This is a genomic window from Brenneria izadpanahii (assembly GCF_017569925.1).
Taxonomy (GTDB): Bacteria; Pseudomonadota; Gammaproteobacteria; order Enterobacterales; family Enterobacteriaceae; genus Brenneria; species Brenneria izadpanahii.
Window position 1 is genome coordinate 2,308,652 of record NZ_CP050854.1, and the last position, 22,859, is coordinate 2,331,510.

At 52.1% G+C, this 22,859-nt stretch carries 21 protein-coding genes and 3 pseudogenes; 12 read left to right on the forward strand and 12 right to left on the reverse strand.

Annotated features, from left to right (window positions below):
• Window positions 1–156 precede the first annotated feature (156 nt).
• Window positions 157–1,845, forward strand: coding sequence for a long-chain-fatty-acid--CoA ligase FadD (gene fadD / locus HC231_RS10410; RefSeq protein WP_208230905.1), 1,689 nt, complete (start codon window positions 157–159; stop codon window positions 1,843–1,845).
• Window positions 1,846–1,995: 150 nt separating this feature from the next.
• The gene (gene rnd / locus HC231_RS10415) at window positions 1,996–3,117 is read left to right on the forward strand and encodes a ribonuclease D (protein ID WP_208230906.1); all 1,122 of its coding nucleotides are present in this window, start codon (window positions 1,996–1,998) and stop codon (window positions 3,115–3,117) included.
• 110 nt (window positions 3,118–3,227) lie between these two features.
• Here the strand turns inward: rnd and minE are convergent, their stop codons facing one another.
• The 3 genes from minE to minC are packed head-to-tail and all read right to left on the reverse strand — an operon-like array spanning window position 3,228 to window position 5,022.
• On the reverse strand, window positions 3,228–3,497 hold the full coding sequence (gene minE, locus HC231_RS10420; protein WP_208230907.1) for a cell division topological specificity factor MinE: 270 nt from the start codon (window positions 3,495–3,497) through the stop codon (window positions 3,228–3,230).
• A gap of 3 nt (window positions 3,498–3,500) precedes the next feature.
• Complete coding sequence (gene minD, locus HC231_RS10425; protein ID WP_208230908.1) at window positions 3,501–4,313, reverse strand: septum site-determining protein MinD; 813 nt, start codon at window positions 4,311–4,313, stop codon at window positions 3,501–3,503.
• Window positions 4,314–4,335: 22 nt separating this feature from the next.
• Window positions 4,336–5,022, reverse strand: coding sequence for a septum site-determining protein MinC (minC, locus tag HC231_RS10430; RefSeq protein ID WP_208230909.1), 687 nt, complete (start codon window positions 5,020–5,022; stop codon window positions 4,336–4,338).
• A gap of 136 nt (window positions 5,023–5,158) precedes the next feature.
• Between minC and HC231_RS10435 the strand changes: the two genes are divergently transcribed.
• Window positions 5,159–5,416, forward strand: a complete 258-nt coding sequence (locus tag HC231_RS10435; protein ID WP_208230910.1) for a YcgL domain-containing protein — start codon at window positions 5,159–5,161, stop codon at window positions 5,414–5,416.
• 259 nt (window positions 5,417–5,675) lie between these two features.
• Here the strand turns inward: HC231_RS10435 and ttdB are convergent, their stop codons facing one another.
• Complete coding sequence (gene ttdB, locus HC231_RS10440; RefSeq protein WP_208230911.1) at window positions 5,676–6,281, reverse strand: L(+)-tartrate dehydratase subunit beta; 606 nt, start codon at window positions 6,279–6,281, stop codon at window positions 5,676–5,678.
• A complete protein-coding gene (ttdA, locus tag HC231_RS10445; protein WP_208230912.1) occupies window positions 6,278–7,189 on the reverse strand; it encodes a L(+)-tartrate dehydratase subunit alpha in 912 nt (303 codons plus the stop codon). Before ttdA ends, ttdB begins: the two co-directional genes overlap by 4 nt.
• Before the next feature lie 299 nt (window positions 7,190–7,488).
• Here ttdA and ttdR point away from each other — a divergent pair, with 299 nt between their 5' ends.
• From ttdR to HC231_RS10465, 4 genes are all read left to right on the forward strand, one after another.
• Window positions 7,489–8,394, forward strand: coding sequence for an L-tartrate utilization transcriptional activator TtdR (ttdR, locus tag HC231_RS10450; protein ID WP_208230913.1), 906 nt, complete (start codon window positions 7,489–7,491; stop codon window positions 8,392–8,394).
• Window positions 8,395–8,615: 221 nt separating this feature from the next.
• On the forward strand, window positions 8,616–9,272 hold the full coding sequence (locus HC231_RS10455; protein WP_208230914.1) for a fumarylacetoacetate hydrolase family protein: 657 nt from the start codon (window positions 8,616–8,618) through the stop codon (window positions 9,270–9,272).
• A gap of 85 nt (window positions 9,273–9,357) precedes the next feature.
• Window positions 9,358–9,804 carry a YcgN family cysteine cluster protein gene (locus tag HC231_RS10460; protein WP_208230915.1) on the forward strand — a complete coding sequence of 149 codons (447 nt, stop codon included), beginning with the start codon at window positions 9,358–9,360 and terminating at the stop codon, window positions 9,802–9,804.
• 409 nt (window positions 9,805–10,213) lie between these two features.
• The gene (locus HC231_RS10465; RefSeq protein ID WP_048639952.1) at window positions 10,214–10,411 is read left to right on the forward strand and encodes a DNA polymerase III subunit theta; all 198 of its coding nucleotides are present in this window, start codon (window positions 10,214–10,216) and stop codon (window positions 10,409–10,411) included.
• Between the two features lie 96 nt (window positions 10,412–10,507).
• On the opposite strand, the gene HC231_RS10470 is transcribed toward HC231_RS10465, so the two are convergent.
• Window positions 10,508–11,446, reverse strand: a complete 939-nt coding sequence (locus HC231_RS10470) for a siderophore ABC transporter substrate-binding protein (protein ID WP_425490556.1) — start codon at window positions 11,444–11,446, stop codon at window positions 10,508–10,510.
• Between the two features lie 79 nt (window positions 11,447–11,525).
• The gene (locus HC231_RS10475; RefSeq protein ID WP_208230917.1) at window positions 11,526–13,721 is read right to left on the reverse strand and encodes a TonB-dependent siderophore receptor; all 2,196 of its coding nucleotides are present in this window, start codon (window positions 13,719–13,721) and stop codon (window positions 11,526–11,528) included.
• A 341-nt stretch (window positions 13,722–14,062) separates the two neighbouring features.
• Between HC231_RS10475 and HC231_RS10480 the strand changes: the two genes are divergently transcribed.
• Entirely contained in the window at window positions 14,063–14,260 is a 198-nt protein-coding gene (locus HC231_RS10480; protein ID WP_208230918.1) for a hypothetical protein, read from the forward strand.
• Here HC231_RS10480 and dsbB read toward each other — a convergent pair.
• Window positions 14,257–14,787 carry a disulfide bond formation protein DsbB gene (gene dsbB, locus HC231_RS10485; protein ID WP_208230919.1) on the reverse strand — a complete coding sequence of 177 codons (531 nt, stop codon included), beginning with the start codon at window positions 14,785–14,787 and terminating at the stop codon, window positions 14,257–14,259. The two genes, HC231_RS10480 and dsbB, sit on opposite strands and share 4 nt — an antisense overlap.
• A 445-nt stretch (window positions 14,788–15,232) precedes the next feature.
• On the opposite strand from dsbB, the gene fadR reads away from it, so the two are divergent.
• The gene (fadR, locus tag HC231_RS10490) at window positions 15,233–15,952 is read left to right on the forward strand and encodes a fatty acid metabolism transcriptional regulator FadR (RefSeq protein ID WP_208230920.1); all 720 of its coding nucleotides are present in this window, start codon (window positions 15,233–15,235) and stop codon (window positions 15,950–15,952) included.
• A 65-nt stretch (window positions 15,953–16,017) separates the two neighbouring features.
• Here fadR and HC231_RS10495 read toward each other — a convergent pair whose 3' ends face one another.
• On the reverse strand, window positions 16,018–17,565 hold the full coding sequence (locus HC231_RS10495; RefSeq protein ID WP_208230921.1) for a SpoVR family protein: 1,548 nt from the start codon (window positions 17,563–17,565) through the stop codon (window positions 16,018–16,020).
• 285 nt (window positions 17,566–17,850) lie between these two features.
• Here HC231_RS10495 and HC231_RS10500 point away from each other — a divergent pair, with 285 nt between their 5' ends.
• Entirely contained in the window at window positions 17,851–19,107 is a 1,257-nt protein-coding gene (locus tag HC231_RS10500) for a D-amino acid dehydrogenase (RefSeq protein ID WP_208230922.1), read from the forward strand.
• Here HC231_RS10500 and HC231_RS10505 read toward each other — a convergent pair.
• Both HC231_RS10505 and HC231_RS10510 read right to left on the reverse strand, forming a co-directional pair.
• Window positions 19,104–19,529: pseudogene (locus HC231_RS10505) on the reverse strand (Bcr/CflA family drug resistance efflux transporter); the annotation flags it as partial. The gene HC231_RS10500 and the pseudogene HC231_RS10505 overlap by 4 nt on opposite strands.
• 385 nt (window positions 19,530–19,914) lie before the next feature.
• The gene (locus HC231_RS10510) at window positions 19,915–20,676 is read right to left on the reverse strand and encodes a TetR/AcrR family transcriptional regulator (RefSeq protein ID WP_208230923.1); all 762 of its coding nucleotides are present in this window, start codon (window positions 20,674–20,676) and stop codon (window positions 19,915–19,917) included.
• A 132-nt stretch (window positions 20,677–20,808) separates the two neighbouring features.
• On the opposite strand from HC231_RS10510, the gene HC231_RS10515 reads away from it, so the two are divergent.
• Complete coding sequence (locus HC231_RS10515; RefSeq protein WP_208230924.1) at window positions 20,809–22,416, forward strand: ABC-F family ATP-binding cassette domain-containing protein; 1,608 nt, start codon at window positions 20,809–20,811, stop codon at window positions 22,414–22,416.
• Window positions 22,417–22,444: 28 nt separating this feature from the next.
• Window positions 22,445–22,522: pseudogene (locus HC231_RS24235) on the forward strand (LysR family transcriptional regulator); the annotation flags it as partial.
• Between the two features lie 142 nt (window positions 22,523–22,664).
• Here HC231_RS24235 and HC231_RS10525 read toward each other — a convergent pair.
• A pseudogene (locus HC231_RS10525) lies at window positions 22,665–22,832 on the reverse strand (Bcr/CflA family drug resistance efflux transporter); the annotation flags it as partial.
• Window positions 22,833–22,859: the final 27 nt, after the last annotated feature.

Here is a 22,859-nt window from a genome sequence, read left to right on the forward strand (position 1 = left end):
TTTTTTTAATGATTTTTTAACATGGAATTAAGTGATCGACCTCGCAACCTTGACATTGCTTGATTATTAATTAGCGTCATAAGTTAAAATAATGTTAATGGCAATTCGGCGCAGAGGTTAACGATGCTATTAAGAAAATCTCTCGGGAGTAATGTCTTGGACAGAATTTGGCTATCCCGCTATCCGGAGGATGTTCCCGCAAGCATCGATCCGGATCGCTATTCCTCGCTGGTTGAAATGTTTGAGAATGCGGTAAGGCGTTACGCCGACCGGCCCGCATTTATCAATATGGGCGAGGTGATGACCTTCCGTAAATTGGATGAGCGCAGCCGGGCGTTCGCCGCCTATCTGCAAAACCAGCTTAAGTTGAAAAAAGGCGATCGTGTGGCATTGATGATGCCGAATCTGCTGCAATATCCGGTCGCGCTGTTTGGCGTTTTACGGGCGGGTATGGTGGTGGTTAACGTTAATCCGCTATATACCCCGCGTGAGCTGGAGCATCAGTTGAAAGACAGCGGGGCCGACACGATCGTCATCGTCTCCAATTTTGCCCATACGCTGGAAAAAGTAGTGCATAACACCCAGGTGCGGCACGTTATCCTGACTCGCATGGGCGATCAGCTTTCCGCCGCCAAAGGAACGCTGGTCAATTTTGTGGTCAAGTACATTAAACGGCTGGTGCCCAAATACTACTTGCCTGACGCTATTTCTTTTCGTCAGGTATTGCAGCAAGGACGGCATATGCAATATACGAGGCCGGATATCGATAACACCGATCTGGCTTTTCTGCAATATACCGGCGGGACGACGGGCGTCGCCAAAGGCGCAATGCTGACTCATCGCAATATGCAGGCGAACATCGAGCAGTGCAAGGCGGCTTACGGTCCCGTATTGCAGGAACGGCATGAAGTGGTCGTTACCGCATTGCCGCTGTATCACATATTTGCGTTAATGGTGAATTGTCTGCTGTTTATTGAATTTGGCGGAACCAATCTGCTGATTACCAATCCGCGGGATATTCCCTCGCTGGCCAAGGAGCTGGCAAAGCATCCTTTTACCGTTATCGTCGGCGTGAATACGTTATTTAACGCCTTATTGAATAATGAAGAATTCCATAAGCTTGATTTCTCTACGCTCAGCTTATCGGTCGGCGGCGGCGCTTCCGTTCAGCAAGCGGTCGCTGAACGATGGGAAAAACTTACCGGCAAACATCTGCTGGAGGGATATGGGCTGACGGAGAGCTCGCCGCTGGTTTCGGGCAACCCTTATAATATGAAATATTACAGCGGTAGTATCGGTCTGCCGGTGCCTTCCACCGATGTCAGAATTGTCGATGAAGAGGGCAATGACGTCCCGCTCGGCGAATCCGGCGAACTGTGGGTCTGCGGTCCGCAGGTGATGAAAGGATATTGGCGGCAGCCTGCCGCAACCGATGAAGTTTTGAAAGACGGCTGGTTGGCTACAGGTGACATTGTCACCTCTGATGCGGAAGGCTTTTTACGCATCGTCGATCGTAAGAAAGATATGATTCTGGTATCGGGATTTAACGTTTATCCAACTGAAATTGAAGATATTATTACCCGTCACCCAAAAGTATCGGAATCTGCGGTCGTCAGTATGCCAAGTGAATTATCCGGCGAAGCGGTGAAGGCATTTGTCGTACGACGAGACAATTCGCTGACCAAAGATGAGTTGATTGCGCATTGTCGCCGGAATTTAACCGGCTACAAGGTGCCGAAAGAGATTGAGTTCTGCGAGGATTTGCCCAAATCGAATGTAGGAAAGATCCTGCGCCGGAAGCTGCGTGAGGATAAAAATTCACTCAAGTCGGTAGCAAATGCTTAGGCTCCATACTATTTATCGTTAAATCCGCTGCCAGAAGCAGCGCGGACGCGCTATCATCACTAACAAGCCCGACGCCGGTATAGCCGGCGTCAATTTTTATATCTATATAATGGTCAGATCCATTATGAACATAACCAAGAGAATGATGTTTTGAATTATCAGTTGATCGCTACCGATTCCGGGTTAAAACAGATTTGCACGCAGGCGCGCCAATATAAACAAGTCGCGCTGGATACCGAGTTTGTCAGAACGCGTACTTACTACCCGCAACTAGGGCTGATTCAATTGTATGACGGCGAACGGCTTTCGCTTATCGATCCCTTGACGATAACGGATTGGACGCCTTTTCAGGCGTTGTTGAGCGATAAGCAGGTCACCAAATTCCTTCATGCCGGCAGCGAAGACCTGGAGGTTTTTCTGAATGCTTTCGGCATGACGCCGGAGCCGTTTATCGATACCCAGATTCTGGCGGCTTTTTTAGGTAAGCCGCTCTCTTATGGCTTCGCCGCGCTGGTCGCCGACTATATGGACGTCGCGCTGGATAAAAGCGAATCGCGTACGGACTGGATAGCTCGTCCATTGAGTGAAAAGCAGTGCGATTACGCCGCCGCCGATGTGTTCTATCTGTTGCCGATGGCAATAAAACTGGTGGCGGAAACGCAAACTGCCGGCTGGATGAACGCCGCGCTGGATGAATGCCGCGCGCTGTGTCAGCGCAAGCAAGAGATATTGGCGCCGGAGCTGGCTTATCGGGAGATCGGCAACGCCTGGCAGTTGCGCGGCCGGAATTTGGCCTGCCTTCAGCGGCTTGCCGAGTGGCGTCTGCGTAAAGCGCGGGAGCGCGACAGCGCGGTGAATTTTGTCGTGCGTGAAGAGAACCTGTGGCAGGTGGCACGCTTTTTACCCGCCTCGCTGGGCGAGTTGGATTCTCTGGGGCTGAGCGGTCCGGAAATTCGCTATCACGGTAAAACGCTGCTGGCGATTGTCGAACAGACCAACGGAATAACGGAAGCGGACTGCCCTGAGCCGGTGATAAACCTTATCGAACATCCTGGCTATAAAAAAGCATTTAAAGACATTAAAGCGATGATACAGAGCATCAGCGTCCGTAGTGGCTTATCAACCGAACTGCTGGCGTCGCGGCGTCAGATTAATCGGGTGCTTAACTGGCATTGGAAATTAAACGGGCGGAACGGCGAACCTGAAATGCTGTCTGGTTGGCGCAATGATTTATTCGGCGATGAACTACGGGTAATTCTTCAGGCGTATTAAGCGCGGGCCGCCGAATTAACAGCGAGAGAAATTCGCTAACGAAAGATCGCGTTGGGTAATAGAAGCAGGCAACACCCCGAAAATAAGCCGGGGGTGTTATAGCAGAAAAATCATTTAGGCGTTTCTTCCGCTTCAGGTAATGTTACGTTCAGTTCAAGCACGGAAATATCATCTCCTTTTTGCTCTAACTGAACGCTTACCATTTCAGGATCTATCTGTACGTATTTACAGATAACTTCGAGAATATCCCGCTTTAACTGCGGCAGATAATGGGGCTCGCTATCTCCCCGACGTCGCTCCGCAACAATAATTTGCAGCCGCTCCTTGGCGATATTAGCCGTCGTTTTTTTGCGGGACAGAAAGAAGTCGAGTAATGCCATAATTTATCCCCCAAAAAGTCGTTTAAGGAAACTTTTCTTCTCTTCTTCAACGAAGCGGAAGGGCTTTTCTTCGCCTAACAAGCGGTCGACGGTATCAGCGTAGGCTTTACCCGCGTCGGCTTCGTTATCGAGAATAACCGGTTCGCCCTGGTTGGATGCGCGCAGCACCGACTGATCTTCAGGAATGACGCCCAGCAGCGGGATCCTGAGGATCTCCAACACATCTTCCATGCTCAGCATATCGCCGCGGCTTACCCGGCCAGGATTGTAGCGGGTCAGCAGCAGGTGCTCTTTTATCGGCTCTTCAGAACGTTCCGCACGACGTGATTTAGATGACAAAATGCCAAGAATACGGTCGGAGTCGCGTACCGAAGAAACTTCCGGGTTGGTCGTGATAATGGCTTCGTCGGCGAAATAGAGCGCCATCAGCGCCCCGGTTTCAATACCGGCCGGAGAATCGCAGACGATGAAATCAAATTCCATTTCGTGCAGGTCGTTAAGGACTTTTTCAACGCCTTCACGGGTAAGCGCGTCTTTATCACGGGTTTGCGATGCCGGCAGGATATACAGATTATCGGTGCGTTTGTCTTTAATCAGCGCCTGGTTTAATGTGGCATCGCCTTGAATGACATTAACAAAATCGTAAACCACCCGCCGCTCACATCCCATGATCAGGTCGAGGTTACGCAGACCGATGTCAAAGTCGATGACAACCGTCTTTTTTCCTTTCTGGGCTAAACCGGTAGCAATGGCCGCGCTTGAAGTGGTCTTGCCAACGCCCCCTTTACCCGATGTAACAACAATGATGCGTGCCATAAGTGTTTCCTTGTCAAAGGGCTTAGTCTAAAGGTTGTATGTTTAAAACATTGTCCAGCAGGTTCAAATTGATCCTGACTGCCTGTCCGGAATAGGGTGCGGGTATCTGATCGCTCAGCCAATAGCGGCCGGCGATGGATACCAACTCTGCGGCCAGATGCGTGCAAAAAATCTGGCTTTGTACATCGCCAGAAACGCCGGCCAGGGCGCGGCCGCGCATCATGCCGTAAATATGAATATTGCCGTCGGCGATGACTTCGGCGCCGGCGCTGACGCTGCTGGTGATAATCAGATCGCTGTTCCGGGCATAAATCTGCTGACCGGAACGAACCGGCGCATTGATAACTTTGGTTTTCACCACGGAAGGGGCTGCGACGACAGGGTCGAGCGCCCGGCGCTGTTCTTTCCCTTCGCTCAACAGCGGCAATCCTGCTTGAGTAATCGCCTGTTTCAGCTTCTCGTCTTTGCAACCGCTGATGCCAACGACGTGAAGCCCTGTTGATGAAATTGCCTGCTGTAATCTTATCCAGTCGGTTTCGGCATTTAAGCCTGCGACATTAATGACAACGGGAGCATTTTTCAGAAAAGCCGGCGCTTGCTCAATCTTTTCCTGCAATGCCTGATAAATTACCTCGGGTTGGGAATCATGCAAATGAACAACCGATAAGGTAAAGCTGCTGCCTTTTAGTTCAATTGGCGTTTGTGACATCTATCCTGACTCAGTTTCAGCATCTTTTAATCCCCAGAGTAACATTTAAGGTATGATATTCCAGAGCGCTGTAAGCATGTTATAGTCACAATTATATACAGGCAAGACGCCATTCTCATTAAGTAGAGTAAAAAAAATGTTTTGTGTGATCTATCGAAGCGCCAAACGCGATCAAACATATCTTTATGTCGAAAAAAAAGACGATTTTTCCCGCGTGCCTGAAGAATTGATGAAGAGTTTCGGTATGCCGCATTTCGCCATGTTATTGCCGCTGGACGGCAGTAAGAAATTGGCCAGAGCGGATATTGAAAAAGTGAAGCAAGCGCTCAAAGAGCAGGGGTTTTATCTCCAGGTTCCGCCGCCGCTGGAGAATTTATTAAACACGCTTGGATAAATGTAAAAAAATAATACCGGCTTTATTTTCGGACAATGCCTTAGTCGTAATATCCGTTCGCGCATCATTCAAAAAAGAGATCCGGTATTAATAACCGGATCTTTGTTTTAAAGCGATCCGGCTTCCGGGGGATGATTGCTCCGCATCAACGATATGGCGGGGCGGGTCCAAGGGCAGCCGTGGCGACGGCGATGCCGCCGCCGCGATCGCCGTATCTACGGCTATTCTTGCCGAACGCGTTTTTTCCGACGGGGTAACGTCACTTGATGTAATGAACGTGTTCGCAGATCTCTTCGACAATGGCATCACGTTTTGCTGCAAATCGCTTTTTATTTTTCTCTATCAGGTTGTTTCCATGCGTATCGATGGAAACAATCAGCGGACCGAAGTTCTTTACCCGGCAAACCCATAAAGACTCGGGCATACCTAAATCCATCCAGTGTACTTCCTCTATTTCCTCAACCTGAGTCGCCGCTAATACGGCGCACCCTGCGGGGAATATAGCGTGCAGCGCTTTATATTTCATACAGCCCTGCTCGGTATTCGGCCCCATCCCGCCTTTACCCACGACTAATTTCACACCTGTTTGCTCAAGAAACGCTTGCTCGTATTTTTCCATGCGCATACTGGTTGTCGGGCCGACTGAAACCATCTCCCATTTGTCGCCGTTTTTTCTGACGATTGGGCCGGCATGAAATATTGCTTTGCCCTGTAAATCAATAGGCAGTTCTCGCTTTAATTCAATTAAACGGCGATGACAAACATCTCGGCAGGTAACCAGGGTTCCATTAAGATAGATGATATCTCCCGCTTTGATATCCGTCAGATCTTCATCCTTGATTGGCGTGGTTAATACCTTTTTCATAGCGATGCCCCCTGATGAGAAATATTTTCATAAGTCATATCCGCATGAATTAATAATGTTCCGCGGCGATGAGCCCAGCACCCGGTGGAAACGGCTACGCCGATGGTTGAAGGATGACGGGCCGCGGATTCGATATGCACGCCCATGACCGATGCTTTTCCGGTCAGTCCCTGTGGACCGATCCCCAGTTTGTTCAACCCTGTTTCCAGCCGTTTTTCCAACTCGGCCGCTTTCGGGTTGGCGTTATGCGAGCCGATGGGGCGCAGAATCGCCTTACGTGAAAGTACGGCGGCCGTTTCTACCGACGTGGCGATCCCGACACCGACCAGCACCGGCGGGCAGGCATTGACGGCCAATGTCGAGATGTTTTCAAAAACGAATTTAACCACGCCCTCATATCCTTCGGACGGCATTAATACCTTTGCATGGCCGGGTAATGTGCAGCCGCCGCCCGCCATATATATTTCTATTTCAATGTCATCGCTGTCGGGTATTAAATCCCATGTCACCCACGGAACACCTGAGCCGGTATTGGTGCCGGTATTGAATTCATCAAAAATCTCAACGGCGTTATGGCGTAGCGGCGTGTTTATCGTCGCCGTTTCCACGGCGCGCCTTAATATCGATTGCAACTCCGCCAATAATGGGAAACGGGTGCCGGCCTTAACGAAAAACATAATTTCGCCGGTGTCCTGGCAGGCCGGCCGATTTAGCTTGATGGCCCTTTCCATATTGTCGAACATGGTGTTATAGATGATCTTCGCTATGCCTTCGTTTTCTATATTGCGTAATTCTTGTAATTTTTTAACCACATCATTCGGCATACGGGTTGAAATCATCGCCATAAATCTGGCGACAATATCGGTCAGTTTTTCCACCTCTTGGCTTTTATCTTCTAGCGTGATCATTTGCGAGCTCCAGTATCAATGGGGGAAAATATTGATATTAATTATCATTTGATTTTTTTAATCATCGATTTGCTAACAGCGAAAAACTAACACAGATTGTGTGGTTTATTGGCGGGTGAAAGTATGAATGTAAGATTTACGATTCATGAATTAAGGTTTTATATTCGCCGTACTTCACGTTACGGGCGAAACGGATACAGCGTGATATGTTTCACAGAAGCGGACTTCATACTGTTATTTTAAATAGTCATGGATTACGGTCTTTTGCATAACATTTCCCGCTGAGGATCGCGTTTTCGATGAACAGCCGATATCCCATCCCTAAAGATTTACTGGTGCTGACCACCGTCGTTAACAAGGGCAGCTTTGCCGGCGCCGCAGAAGAGTTGGGGCAGACGCCGGCTTTCGTCACCAAGCGGATACAATTTTTAGAGAGTCAGCTCGGCGTGAAATTGCTACACCGCTCGTCACACGGCATTGCGCTGACGGAGAGCGGCAAGCTGGTATATCAACGCGGGGGCGATATCCTTGAACAGCTACAAAGCCTGCTTGACGCGGTTTCGCAGGTTAAGACGGAACCGAAAGGGATGGTGCGCATCGGCTGCAGTTTCGGCTTCGGGCGTAACTATATTGCGCCGGCGATTACGCAACTTATGGAGCGCTATCCGGAATTACAGATACATTTCGAACTTTTTGATCGCCAGATTGATTTACTTAAAGACCGAATCGATCTTGATATCCGGGTTAATGATGATATCGCCGATAATTGCATCGCCCGGCTGTTAACGAAAAACCAGCGTATACTATGCGCCGCTCCTGAATATATACGGCAGCGGGGAATGCCGGATTCGCTGGCGGCGCTGCGGCAACATGACTGCCTGATCACCAAGGAGCGCGATCAAACGGCGGGCGTCTGGGAATTGGAAAATAAGCAGGGCCGGAAATCGGTAAAAGTATCTGGCCATTTATCTTCCAATAGCGGAGAGATTGTTCTGCGCTGGGCGCTGGAAGGCAAAGGGATTATGCTGCGCTCGATGTGGGATATCGCTACGTTGCTGAAAGAAGGCGCGCTAATCCGGGTGTTGCCGGAGTATGCGCAAAGCGCCAATATTTGGGCGGTATACCAGACCCCGTTATATTCTTCCGCAAAGCTGCGGGTTTGCGTGGAACACTTTACTCGCTATTGTCAGCAACAGAAATTTTGATGTTTGCTTTACAGTAGGTGTAGATTGTCGTGACGCCGCAAGATGAAATACAGGCGCGTAAACCGATATCCATGGCGCCGATACTCGGGTCGCCGGCGTTGGTTTGCCGCCGCGTTGGCTGATGATGGCCGTGATTGATCGTAGTACATGATTACATTTTCACGCGATTTTCACCGTGATGAAGTGTGATATTTATTTAACTGACAGGGCAGGAGATCTCCATGTATCAACACAGAGACTGGCAGGGCGCGCTGCTGGACTTCCCGGTAAACAAAGTGGTGTGCGTCGGCAGCAACTATTCGGCGCATATTAAGGAAATGGGAAGTGCGACGCCGACTGAGCCGGTTCTATTCATTAAGCCGGAAACTGCGCTGTGCGATCTGCGTCAGCCCGTCGCTATTCCAAAGAATTTCGGTGCCGTTCATCATGAAGTCGAATTGGCGGTGCTGATCGGCACGCCGCTTAAGCAAGCGACGGAAGAACGCGTCGCTCGTGCGATTGCGGGTTATGGCGTTGCGCTGGATTTAACCCTGCGTGACTTGCAGTCCGCCTTCAAGAAGGCGGGGCAGCCGTGGGAAAAGGCGAAAGCGTTTGATGGTTCTTGCCCCATCTCCGGTTTTATTCCGGTAGCGGAATTCGGCGATCCGCAGCAGACCGATCTGGGCGTGAAAGTGAATGACGAAATACGCCAACAGGGTAATACCCGCGACATGATTACGCCGGTTCTGCCGTTGATTGCCTATATGAGCCGTTTCTTTACTCTGCGGGCGGGTGACATTATTCTGACCGGAACGCCGCAGGGCGTGGGGCCGATTCAGTCTGGCGATATGCTGAAAATCACCATCAATGACCGGACCCTGAATACCCGCATTATCTAAATACCGCGTTACCCGTTCCGGCGAGGGCGGGTAACGTTTTTCGCCTCCATACAGAGCATTCGATACAGATTAACCGGAAAGAAAAATGACTGAACGCCCCTTTTGGCAGCATAAAACGTTGTCTGAAATGACTGACGACGAGTGGGAGTCGCTGTGCGATGGCTGCGGTCAGTGCTGTTTGAACAAACTCATTGATGAAGATACGGAAGAGATTTACTTCACCAACGTAGCCTGTAATCAATTGAACATCAAAAGCTGTCAATGTCGTAACTATGCGCGCCGATTTGAGTATGAGCCTGACTGCATCAAGCTCACGCGGGAAAATTTACTGACCTTCAACTGGCTGCCCGCCACCTGCGCCTATCGCCTGATCCACGAGGGAAAAGCGTTGCCGCAGTGGCATCCGTTGATTGCGGGATCGAAAGCGGCAATGCACGGGGAGCGCATTTCCGTCCGGCATATCGCCGTGCGGGAAAGTGAAGTGGTGGACTGGCAGGACCATATCATCAACAAACCTGAATGGGCCAGATAGCTTATTGGACACAAGACAATGCCCGGAGCGGCGTTGACATTATCAGGGGTGAAGGATACGGAGATAACCAGGAAATGCGCTATCGCCGCGACAGAATTAACCTGCCGTATCCTTAACAAAAATAAACATGAGACACCGTTATCAACACCAATCTGAATTTTATCGGTGATAGGAAACCGCCCTTTGAAGTGGACGCGCGAGCGGCGCTTTATCCAGGCGGTTTTTTTGATGGATATCACCGGTTGTAAAGCGTCACTCCCGCCGATTTTCGGACATGTATCACAGATCTATTTCAAACCTGTCGGCTTTAGCCAAATAAGCTAAAGTCAGCGTACCTTCTCCCATGTGAAAACCTGAATGTGCAGTATACTTTTAATACAGCAATGGGCGAATGAAAGGGGGGAAGCAGATGATTAATTTTGAGAAGATGATTCTTGGATACAGCGATCAGTACGCTGATTTTGCTGCTTCCACGATTGCTTTTATGGAAAGTCAGAAAAAGCAAATTAATGCTGACGAAATTTCAAAAAAAATCCCACCGGAGAAAAGACAGTACTTCAAAGAACGATTGGACCATTACAGGGATATTTATGGATCGCCGCACTAACGCACGCACGAAAGAGATTGATAAAGAAGCCCGGTTTGCGCAGCCGGGCTTTTTTATTGACTATTACCTTCGCTTTTCGCCTAAAGGCGTTCGCGGTTAGCGCGCCGGATGTTGATCCAACGCTTTGGCGACGTCATCCATCATCCGGGAATAGGATTGCAGCCCGCCCGCCAAATACAGCGCTGCGGAATCCAGATAAACGATCTGATTTTTCTGCCATGCGGTGGTTTTGTGAACCAGCGGATTATTCAGCACCTGTCTTGCCGATTCCGCTTCGCCGCTCCCGATCGCGCTGTCGCGGCTCACCACAAACAGCCAGTCGGGGTTGTATTGCAGCAAAAATTCCGCACTTACGATATTGCCGTGTAATCCTTCCTTCGGCAGAACAGCGGCGGGTGTAAAACCAAGAACGCCGAAGATAAAGCCAAAACGCGAGTTCGGGTTATAAGAGTAGAGTTTTCCACCGCCGATCATCAGTACCATGGCGCTACCCGCGCCGGCGGCTTTGGCTTTAACCTGCTCGGCCTGTTGGTTAAACGCATCCAGTTTCTGTTGCGCCTCCTTCTCTTTGCCGAAAATAACTCCGATTTGCTGCATACGCTGGGCCAGGCTAGCCACGAAGTTATTACTGTCGATGTTCAGGGAAACCGTGGGCGCGATGGCGCTGAGTTTGTCATACGCATCGCGCATGCGCCCGCCGGCGACGATCAGGTCCGGTTCGGCGTCGCTCAGCGCTTCGTAATTGGGTTCAAACAGCGTACCGGCGTTCATGTATTCGCTGCCGCGATATTTGGCTAAAAATGACGGCAAGTGGGTGTTGGTTTGCGGCACGCCGCTGATGTTAACCCCCAGGGCATCCAGAATATCCAGCGTTTCCAGGTTGAATACGATCACTTTCTGCGGGTTTAGCGGCACCTGCGTGGCGCCCTGCGCATGTTCGATAGTTATCGTTTGCGGGGCGGCGGGGCGGTTAAGTCCGGCCGATAAAAACAGCGCCATAGCGATGGCCGCCGAACGTGCTGGAGAGAATTTTATTTTGCTCATAACAAGGCCTGTCTGTGTGATTGATGCGTCATGAGAAATTGCCGGGTGGCCCGGCAATCGGCATGAGAAGTCAGAAGTTATAGGTCACGCCGGCGTAATAGGCGCGCCCCGGCTCGTTATAGGTAAATGCGCCCTGATTATCACGATAGACTCGCTTGTCCAGCAGGTTGCTGACGCCCGCATTAACCTGCACATTTTTCGTGACGGCGTAATTCACGCTGGCGCCCAGGACGGAATAGGCGCCCAGCTCTTTGGTCGACATGAGGGTGCCGCCGCCTACGCCGGAATCCGCGCCATTTTCATAATGCTGGCGCGGTTTCTGGCGGCCGTACAGGGTCCAACTCAAATTGGCGGACAGATCTTCGTTCACCTGCCAGTCCAGCATCGTGTTTATGGTGTACTTGGGGATGACGGACAGCGGGTTGCCGGTCGTCTTGTCCTTGGAGTTGATCATCCAGGTGGCGTTGGTGCGCCAGTCCAGCGTATCCCGCACCAGCGGCACCGTCAGATAGGCTTCCCATCCATGCACCAGCGCCTTGCCGCCGTTTTCCCACTGATAGACGCTGCGTCCGTTGCTCAAGGTATCCAGGGCGCCGGTACTGGAGACAATCTTGTTTTTATAGTCATTGCGGAAGTAGGTGAGCCCGGCGTCGTAGCCTTCATAAGTAAACTCCAGCCCGATCTCCTTATTGACGCTGACTTCCGGATCCAGATCGTCGTTGCCGATCAGATAGCAACCGCCGCTGGTTCCGAGCGGACAACCGCCGCCGTTGCTATACAGCAGGTAACCTTTGCTGGACTGATAGAGATTAGGAGCCTTGAATACCCGGGCGATCCCCGCCTTTAGCTTGAAATAGTCGCCCAGTTCCTGGGATGCGTTCAGGCTCGGGCTCCAGTTGGCGCCAAACCGATTGTGGTAATCGAGACGCAGTCCGGGGATGATATGGGTGCCCGGCGCGGCTTCGATATTATCTTCGAAATAGATGGCGCTCAGGGTGGCGCTGTTTTTGCTGCTGCGTTCGTTCGGATTGCCCGGGATGCCGCCGATGTCGCTATCGGTGGCGGTGTAGCTGGTTGAGTCCGGATCGTCCAACTCTTCGCGGTTCCATTCGGCGCCGATAGTGGCGGTCTGCTCCGCCAGCAGGCGGAACGGAATATTCAACTCGCCGCTAGCCTTATAGTTATCCAGCCGGCTGGTGGAATATTCGTCGGCGTTAACGTCAATCATCCCTTCACCGCGCCCGAATAGCCCCTCGGACAGGCGAGTGTTGTTGGTCTTCTCATAGTAGAAACCCAGCCGCGACTGGCCCCAGTCCCAGATGCCGTTATGCGTGACGCCATAGCTCTGGCGGTACATGCGGTTGGTTTCCTCGCCGTAGTAAGCGGGCAATAGGGGCTGGATATTACTGTTGCTATGCTGGGTATCCCCGGTATAGATATTGCCCTGGCGGCTATAGGCATACTCGAAGTCCAGGATCTGCAGCGGATTGATCTTCCACGACAGCAGCGTATTGATATCCCTGTTGCGCACCCCTTCGCGCCCGGCGGCGTAGGAGCCGTTCTGCGCATGATTGATATCGTAGTCGTCGGCGTCGGTTTTATTGATGTTGCCGTACAGCCGCATGGTCAGCACATCGTCGATCAACGGGCCGTTCAGACTGAAGTTGGCGCGTCGGGTCGCGCCTTCCTTACTGTCTTCCGGCTGATTGGCGTACAGGGAGAACGAACCGCGCCAGTCGTTGGTGGGGCGTTTGGTGATGATATTGACTACGCCGCCGGCGGCTCCGGAACCGTAGCGCGCCGCCGCCGGGCCGCGCAACACTTCGATGCGTTCCACCATTTCCACCGGAACCCAGTTGCTGTCGCCGCGGGTGTCGCGCTCGCCGCGCCAACTGTAGCGGACGGAGTTGCGTGACGTGACCGGTTTGCCGTCGATCAGGATCAGGGTGTTTTCCGGCCCCATGCCGCGAATATCGATTTGCCGGTTATTGCCGCGAGCGCCGGTGGCGCTGTTGCCGGTCAGGTTGACGCCGGGCATTTTGCGAATAATCTCCGACAGATCGTTGACCGGCGGCGAACGTTCGATGTCCTCCTTGGTTATGATGGAAACACCGGGTTGCTGCTTAAGCGCTTCTTCCGCCGTCGCCTGCACCACCATTGTATCTTCGTCATAGGATTCCGTTGCGCCATAACTGCCGCCGCCCATGAATCCTGCCAGTAACAATGTCAGTGGTTTCTTGCTGTATTTAATACCCTGAAAATACATTCCATGCCTCCTCGTTGCTGTGGTTGTTTTTTGTACAGGTCGAGTCGGATGATAAATGTAATATGAATGATAATCATTAGCGTTATTTTCAGGAGTAGAATTTTTCTCAGAATCACGGTTTTTTTAAATAAATTGATAGTGTGAATAAATTATGGAGATTCCTATTTTGAGGTATGCAGGTCTTTACACCCGTGCGTTTTGCTGCGCAACGCGAGACTGGTGAAGTCGGCGGCGGCAGGCTGTGATATCCATTATCGGGATGAGTCGCGCCGTTTGTATTCAGCGGGAAGCCGGCGGCGGCGGATGCAGGTTTTTGACAGGCCGGAGTCAGAGGTAGTCATGTGGAAGCAAGGGAGCGGGGAAAGACGTTCCGCCCGGCGGAAGAAGCGTCAACGGCGACATCCACCGCCTATTCAGACAGAAAAAATCCAGAATCAGGGGAACTGATTCTGGATGATCTCTTGCCGGCAGGGGCGTTTAAACGGGCGGCGCCGGGTTTATTCAGCCGGGCGGCTATCGTTCAATTCGTCGATTTTTAGCGGCTGAAAAGGTCGCGTCGTTTAGGGCGGAAAGGCTGGGCGATTAATACCAGCACGGCAATCAACAGATAGGCGGCGAATATGCCAATCAGCCACTGCGGCATTTCCAGCGACAGGAATTGCCATTGGCGCTCCGAACAGTCGCCCGTTGCGTTGAATATAGCGGGGAGCCATTTATCCAGCGGCAGCCATGATGGGAAACTGACGAAAAAATCACAGGTAGTAAAAGGAGATGGGTGAAGTTGTATATTGGTATGTTCCCAGGCCAGACGCAGTCCTTCGAACGAACTGTATATCCATAGCGCAATGGCGGGATAGCGTAACAGACTGGCGGGAGCGATGGCGCCCAGCAGACCCGCGCCCATAATGCCGAAGAGCGCATTTCGCTGATAAATGCAGAGCACGCAGGGTTTTAACCCCAATACGTGCTGGAAATAAAGCGCGACCAGTTCCAGAATCAAGGCTGTGAATGCCATTAACAGCCAGGCGCCGCGCCCGCGTGAGCAACGGTTAAGAAATCGCAACATAACAAGTATTCCATGCTAAAAATGATCGAATCAGCAGTGTAAACCGAAGCGGCTCCACTACCATCATTTCACTGTGCAAAACGTAGCGTGTATTTATTTGATTCTCTTATTTATTCCGCGACGGTTCAATAATCGTCGACCCGGTGTGGTTTCGGGGCCGAAATCGCATCGTATTGACTACTATACACGAATGTGAGCGCTAATAGCTGCCGGATATGTTTCCGGCTAATACGATGCCGGGCATCGGCCGGGTTACGCGGCATGTCCGAAAATATTTATGACCAGTCAATGAGTATATCGATGCCGTAGGGAAGGGAGTTGTTGATAGTCACAGTTTTATATTGAATTTGTTTCGGGTATGGCGGCGGCGCTATATCATGGCTGGCTCATCTGGTATGATGAGTGTGTTTTTCATCGGTAAATATCGCTACGGAACATCAAACCCATGGTTATAAAGGCGCAAAGTCCGGCTGGATTCGCGGAAGAGTATATTATCGAAAGTATATGGAATAACCGCTTCCCGCCGGGATCAATTCTGCCGGCGGAAAGAGAGCTTTCCGAGCTGATAGGCGTGACGCGCACCACGCTGCGAGAAGTGCTTCAGCGTTTAGCGCGTGACGGCTGGTTGACTATTCAGCATGGTAAACCGACGAAAATCAATAATTTCTGGGAAACCTCAGGGCTGAATATTCTGGAAACGCTTGCCCGGCTCGATCACGACAGCGTACCGCAACTCATCGATAACCTACTGTCCGTTCGTACCAATATCGCGGCTATCTTTATCCGCACCGCGTTGCGGCAGCACCCGGAAAAGACGCAAGACGTGTTGAAGCAAACCGAAACGGTGGATGATAACGCGGACGCTTTTGCCCAACTTGACTACAACGTATTCCGCGGACTGGCGTTTGCGTCCGGCAATCCTATTTATGGGTTAATCTTGAATGGATTGAAAGGGCTGTATATCCGCGTAGGCCGTTATTATTTTTCCAATCCCGATGCGCGCAAACTGGCGTTGGATTTTTATGGCCGGCTGGAAGCATTATGCCGCGAAGGGTTATATGAGCAGGTGCTGGATGTTGTTCGGCATTACGGCAAAGAGAGCGGCGCTATCTGGCATAGCATGCAAAGCGCTATTCCGCGCGATATCGCTGAAATCCGACGCTAAAGAAAAGGGTATTCAGCATTGCCTGAATACCCTTGGCCTTATATCCGCCTTTCAGTTAATTCCGCTCAAGGCTGTGAGGATGAAACATTACGGGGCGGGCACCGCTCCAGCAGTTCGACGCTGCCGTCTTCGTTCACCTGCTCCATAAATACCTCAAATCCCCATAAACGATGAACATGCTTCATCACTTCGTTGCTGCTCTTATCCAGCGGCGCGCGATTATGCGGGATGTAGCGTAACGTCAGCGAACGGTTACCGCGTAAATCGACATTCCAAACCTGAATATTCGGTTCGAGATAGCTCAGGTTGTACTGCGCGGACAACTCCTGCCGGATTAAACGATAGCCTTCTTCATCATGAATCGCAGCGATTTCAAGATAATTGTTGTTATCGTCGTCAAGAACGGTGAACAGGCGGAAATCACGCATCACTTTCGGCGACAGGAACTGACTGATAAAACTTTCATCCTTAAAGTTCTGCATGGCGAAATGAAGCGTTTCCAGCCAGTCTTTACCGGCGATATCCGGGAACCAATAGCGGTCTTCTTCCGTCGGATCCTGACAGATGCGTTTGATGTCCTGGAACATCGCAAAGCCCAGCGCATAGGGGTTTATGCCGCTATAGTAGGGACTGTTATACGGCGGCTGGTAGATCACGTTGGTATGACTGTGCAGAAACTCCAGCATGAAACGTTCGGAAACCCGGCCTTCATCGTATAAATGATTAAGAATGGTGTAATGCCAGAACGTGGCCCATCCCTCATTCATGACCTGCGTCTGTTTTTGCGGATAGAAATACTGGCTGACCTTACGGACGATGCGCAAAATTTCACGTTGCCAGGGTTCCAGCAGCGGCGCGTTTTTTTCCATAAAGTAGAGCAAATTTTCCTGCGGCTCCTGCGGGAAACGTCGGCGCGTCTGCTCATGCGCCACGTCTTGTTCACGGCGCGGAAGCGTTTTCCACAGCTCGTTGACCTGACTTTGCAGGTAAGCCTCACGGCTCTTCTGGCGGGACTTCTCCTCCTCCAGGGATATTTTTTGCGGACGCTTGTAGCGATCGACGCCGTAGTTCATTAGCGCATGGCACGAGTCCAGCAGGCGTTCAACCTCTTCCACGCCATAGCGCTCTTCGCATTGCGCAATATATTGCCGGGCGAAGATCAGATAATCGACGATAGAACCGGCATCGGTCCAGCTACGGAATAGATAATTGCCTTTGAAGAACGAATTATGCCCATAGCATGCATGCGCCATGACCAGCGCTTGCATGGGCATGGTATTTTCTTCCATCAGATAAGCAATACAGGGATCCGAATTGATAACGATTTCGTAGGCCAGCCCCTGTTGACCGTGCTTGTAACGCTGCTCGGTTTCAATAAATTTTTTCCCAAATGACCAGTGAGCATAGTTGATCGGCATACCTACGCTGGAGTAGGCATCCATCATCTGTTCAGACGTAATCACTTCAATTTGGTGAGGGTAGGTATCCAGACGATAAAGTTTCGCTACCCGATCTATTTCATCGAGATAGACCTGCAATAGCTCAAACGACCAGTCTGGCCCGTCATCCAGGCGATTAGGTTTCTTTACCGGGTTATCAGTCGATATAGCCATCAGCGCGCCCCTTACATGATCGGCCTGCACAAGATCGCACAGACATTATTAATCGTAGCTCAATCTGATAAAAGTGACGTAAAAACGGTAGGTTGGCGGAAAAGATTTACAGAGTTTTATTCCATAATATGACGCTATTACGCCTTATGAACAATAGTTAAATGCTATATCTGCGCCTGATGACATTTTTTACCTAAATGCTAGAGTAGCTTTTTATTTCAGTGCATAAATAATTATCCAGCATATTACATGGTAATTCAGAATGATTGGGGGAGATAAGTAAAGATGCGGGTTGCGATTCTAGGGAGTGGCGTTATTGGCGTCAGTACCGCCTGGTATCTGGCGCAGGCCGGGCATGAGGTAACCGTGATCGATCGGCAACCGGAACCGGCGCTTGAAACCAGTGCGGGAAACGCCGGACAAATCTCTCCCGGTTATTCAGCTCCCTGGGCCGCGCCGGGTATTCCGCTGAAAGCCGTCAAATGGTTATTTCAACGCCATGCTCCGTTGGCTATTCGGCCAGACTTTTCCACTGAACAGTTAGGCTGGATGTGGCAGATGCTGCTGAATTGCGACGGCAGACACTATAAAGTCAATAAAGCCCGTATGGTCCGGCTGGCGGAATATAGCCGCGATTGCTTACAGACGCTGCGTCAGAAAACCGATATCCACTATGAAGGACGACAGGGCGGTACGTTGCAACTGTTCCGAACCGAGCAGCAGTACGAAAATGCGGTTCGCGATATTTCGGTATTAGAAGAGGCGGGAGTGCCTTATCAATTACTGGATCGGCTCCAGCTATCGACGGTCGAACCGGCGCTGGCCAATGTGGCGGATAAACTTACCGGCGGTTTACGCTTGCCGAATGATGAAACGGGGGATTGTCAGCTATTTACCCGCAGCCTGGCGAAAATGGCCGAAGAGGCCGGCGTCGTCTTTAAGTTTGGTCAGGAAATCAGCCGGCTGCAGGTAGAAGGTCAGCAAGTCAGCGGCGTGCAATGTAACGGCGAAGCGGTAACCGCGGATGCGTATGTCATGGCCTGCGGCTCCTACTCGACGGGACTGCTGCGTAGCTGGTTCCATATTCCGGTTTATCCGCTGAAGGGATACTCTTTGACTATTCCGTTGGCGAATGAGGCGGCGGCGCCGATCTCTACCGTACTGGATGAGACGTATAAAGTCGCCATCACGCGTTTTGACCAGCGCATCCGCGTAGGCGGCATGGCGGAAATCGTCGGTTTTAACACCGCGTTGAATGCGAAGCGCCGGGAAACGCTGGAGATGGTGGTTCGCGATCTCTACCCGAATGTGGGGCCGGTTGAACAGGCGACATTCTGGACCGGTCTGCGCCCTATGACGCCGGACGGAACGCCGTTAGTCGGGCGCTCCCCGCTAAAGAATCTGTATCTGAACACCGGACACGGCACGCTAGGATGGACGATGGCCTGTGGTTCGGGGCAACTGCTGGCCGATATTATTTCGGGTAAGACACCGGATATTCAATCCGATGATTTGTCCGTATTCCGTTACGCCAAGGTCTAACTCTGGGACAGTTCGGTAATGCTGCCCTTCAGCCTGCGGGTCAGCAGCCTGGCCCGTAGGGCCAGCAAACCCGCGCATAGCATGACCAATGCCAGTGATATTTTGGCTGGTAGAGGTAAAGCCATTGCCGCCAGCCCCAGTGCCGCGCCGCCTGCCATCTGAATAAAGCCGATCATCGCCGAAGCAATGCCGGCTTCATTCGAATAGGGCTCCAGGGCATAGCTGGTGGCCGGCCCCATCAGAAAAGCCAAACCGGCGCAGGACAGCGCGACCGGCAGCATGTAGCTCGGCCAGGTATCTTGTAAATGCGGCGGCAGCAGCGCAACCCCCAGGGTTAGGCTGAGAAATCCGGCGCCCATCAATAGGCTTCCCGTGGTCAAGCACACCGGGCGGCCAAGCTTACGAATAAGGCGGTTGGCGAAACGTTAAGAAAACCGGAAGTCCGGGCGGCGTCATCGCCATTCAGCCGGTCGCGTACGCAGCTGAAAATCGCGACGGCGGTGCAGCAGACGGCGAGTCCCTGAAAAATGTCCGCTGTTAAGTTTTTTGTGGAAATGCAGCGGGAAAATAAGTCATGCAGGACAATGGGTTAGACCATATTCTGGCCCTTTCCTGCTTTTGGCCTCAATACACTAGGCGCCACATAGGGGCGTTGCGGTGGGAAGCCTTGAAGTAACGCGGCGAGTTCTGGCGAAGGCTACCGAGGGCATCCACCGCCGCAGCAGCTCAGAGCATCGTCCAAAGGCGAACACATAAGGCATGGACAGCCTCAACCTCCACTCGGCACCATCCACTCATTGACGAACGCTATGCATTATCCAGAATACGGCGACTGATTCCCAGCAGAAGGCAATCAAGGGCGAAATTCCATTCAGTGGCACTGCTCGTGCTGGTGCCCGATTCGGCGCGAAAGGCCAGCACCGGGTCTTGCGGAGATCGTTGCGCTAGTTGGCGAGTTAGATCGTCTAATTCACCTTGCGAGCCCTTTGCCATCCATGCAGCCTCTATGGCTCCGTGTCCATGAGCAAGGGCGAATACGGCGGACAGCGATGCCGTAATGAGATGGGGCGGCAGACCGCCGTCTGACAACGCATTGGCTGCCAGAGTTGTCATTGACGTTACGTTGGGGCCTGCATTGAGATACCGGCCTGCCAGCGTGGGCAACCAGGGATGGGCAACAAGTAGTCGCCGATAGTCATCTGCCAGTTGACGCAGCACGGCATCCCAAGGGCCGGGGGCCACCTTCAATGCGCCCATGACATGATCTTGGGCGAGTTCAAGTACGTCATCTTTATGACGGACATGGGCATAAAAGGCCATCGCGCTGACACCGAGTCGTCCCCCTAGGGCTCGCATGGTGAATGCTTCCAGGCCATTCTCATCAAGCAACTGCGCAGTGTGGCTTGCAATAAGGACACGGTCAATGGTGCCTTTTGCAATTTTCCGGCTGGTTGGCTGCACCAGCCACACGCTCATTGCGGTGCTTTTGCCAGTCATTTGTACTTTATCTCCCATCGTGGTCGATGCGTCATGGTTCAGTAGCCAGTGCGCAAGGGGTAAGTGTCGCATTGCCGATGCCGACCCCGCCAGGGTACCAACAGCAGAGACAACCATTAGCGCAAGTATCTGCCATCTTATTTACGTTGTAAAGAAGATGATCTATCATTGTCTCCACTGCGAACCCAATGAAGGGAGTTCTCTATGTCTATGCCCTGCATTTTGTTCAACCGAACCTCTTTTAGCTGGCCAGACGGCACCCGCGTCCTGGACGACACGACGGCAGCTTTCGGGCCAGGACGCACCGGCCTGATTGGTGACAACGGTGCAGGCAAAACAACGATTCTTCGATTGATAAACGGAGAATTGGCACCTACCTCTGGGACGATCAACGTTTCTGGCGAGATTGGCTATCTTCCTCAAAATCTGACGCTGGCGACGGACGCTCTTGTTTCTGATTTGCTAGGAATTCGCCCGCAGTTGGACGCCCTCGCGGCGATTGAGGCGGGAGAAACGGCCTCTATGCTTTATGAGACGCTAGGTGATGGCTGGGACGTCCGTGCCCGTGCAGAAGCTGTGCTTTCCAGAGTCGGATTAGGGGCGTTGGGCCTCGATCGCTCAGTGGGCACGCTGTCAGGGGGAGAGGCCATGCTTGTCTCTCTTCTCGGACTGCGCTTGGCCGCGACGCCAATCGTGTTGCTGGATGAGCCGACAAACAATCTCGATGCAGTTGCTCGGCAACAGTTCTATGAAGTCGTCTCCTATTGGCAAGGTACTTTGGTTGTGGTCAGCCACGACATCGAACTACTTGACCTCATGCAAGAGACGGTGGAGTTGCATGACGGAAAACTTGAAATCTATGGCGGCGGATATACCGCCTACAAAGAATTGGTAACGACCGAGCAAGCAGCCGCAGCGCAAGCGCTGCGTACCGCTGAACAGGGGCTGCGCAAAGAGCGGCGACAACGGCAAGAGGCCGAAACCAAACTTGCCCGCCGGACTCATAGTGCGGACAAAAGCCACGCGACCAAGCGTGCCGCAAAAATTGTCATGAATACCCGTCGATTCCAGGCGCAGGTATCCGCCGGGAAACTGCGGGAAAGCCACGATGATCGCATCCAGTCCGCGCGAGACATCGTGGCCGAGCAGAAATCTCGTCTGCGCGACGACGATAGGGTTCGCATTGAACTTCCTGACCCTGCTGTTCATGCTGGTCGTCGTTTGATCGAATTGCACCACGCTGGCGGCATCCACACCATCATCGGGCCGCAGAGAGTTGCAATCACAGGGCGCAATGGTGTTGGCAAGACGCGCTTGCTTGCAACGATTTTCGACGATGCGCTGCGTGCGTCACGGGCAACCCACGCTGTGCCCATCACCTCGGCAATTGGATACCTGTCCCAACGTCTTGACGGTCTTGATAACAACCTTTCTGCCATTGAGAACGTCCACACAGCGGCAAAGCGAGTACCGACCGGTGAAATACGTACCCAACTGGCCAGGTTCCTGATTCGTGGTGAGGCAGCAAACCGATCAGCAGGCACGCTGTCCGGTGGCGAACGGTTTCGCGTTGCCTTGGCGCGCCTATTACTGGCAGACCCGCCCCATCAAATCCTTGTCCTTGATGAGCCGACCAACAATCTGGACATCAAGACCCGACAGGCCCTCATTGACAGCCTGCGCGTCTATCGCGGGGGGCTTCTTATTGTCAGTCACGATCATGACTTGCTTGAGCAGCTTGGGCTCGATCTGCAATTAGCGCTGGATGATTCGGGATGGCTCACTGTTGCGACAGAGACAGCATTGACGTAACCACTTTCTATGATGCAGGGGAAGCAAATTGGAATTTCGCCATCTTCGTTGCTTTCTCGCCGTGGCCGAAGAACTTCACTTCGCCCGCGCCGCGCAGAAACTGCACGCAGGTCGCCGCGTGCCGCACAGCCGACGTGACTAGCCGCCCGTTGGCCGGGCTTACCTATTTGCTAAGGCCCGACAAGGTCGCATCCGAGTCTCTTCGGGCTCCAAGTCCTCTATATATTCCATTTCACCCGCGGCAGCGCTAACTGACCGAGCCCCATGACCATGATGAAAAGCGCAATGGTTGATTGGATCAATGGTTCAGGACTGTTTAAACCGTGAGCGATAGCGGGAATCAGGGGCAAATAAATATCGTTCCCTAGCGGCCCCAGCAACACCAGCGCCAGCAAGAGCAGAACAAACTTTTGCATGAGAAAACAGAAACCTGAATTTTACCT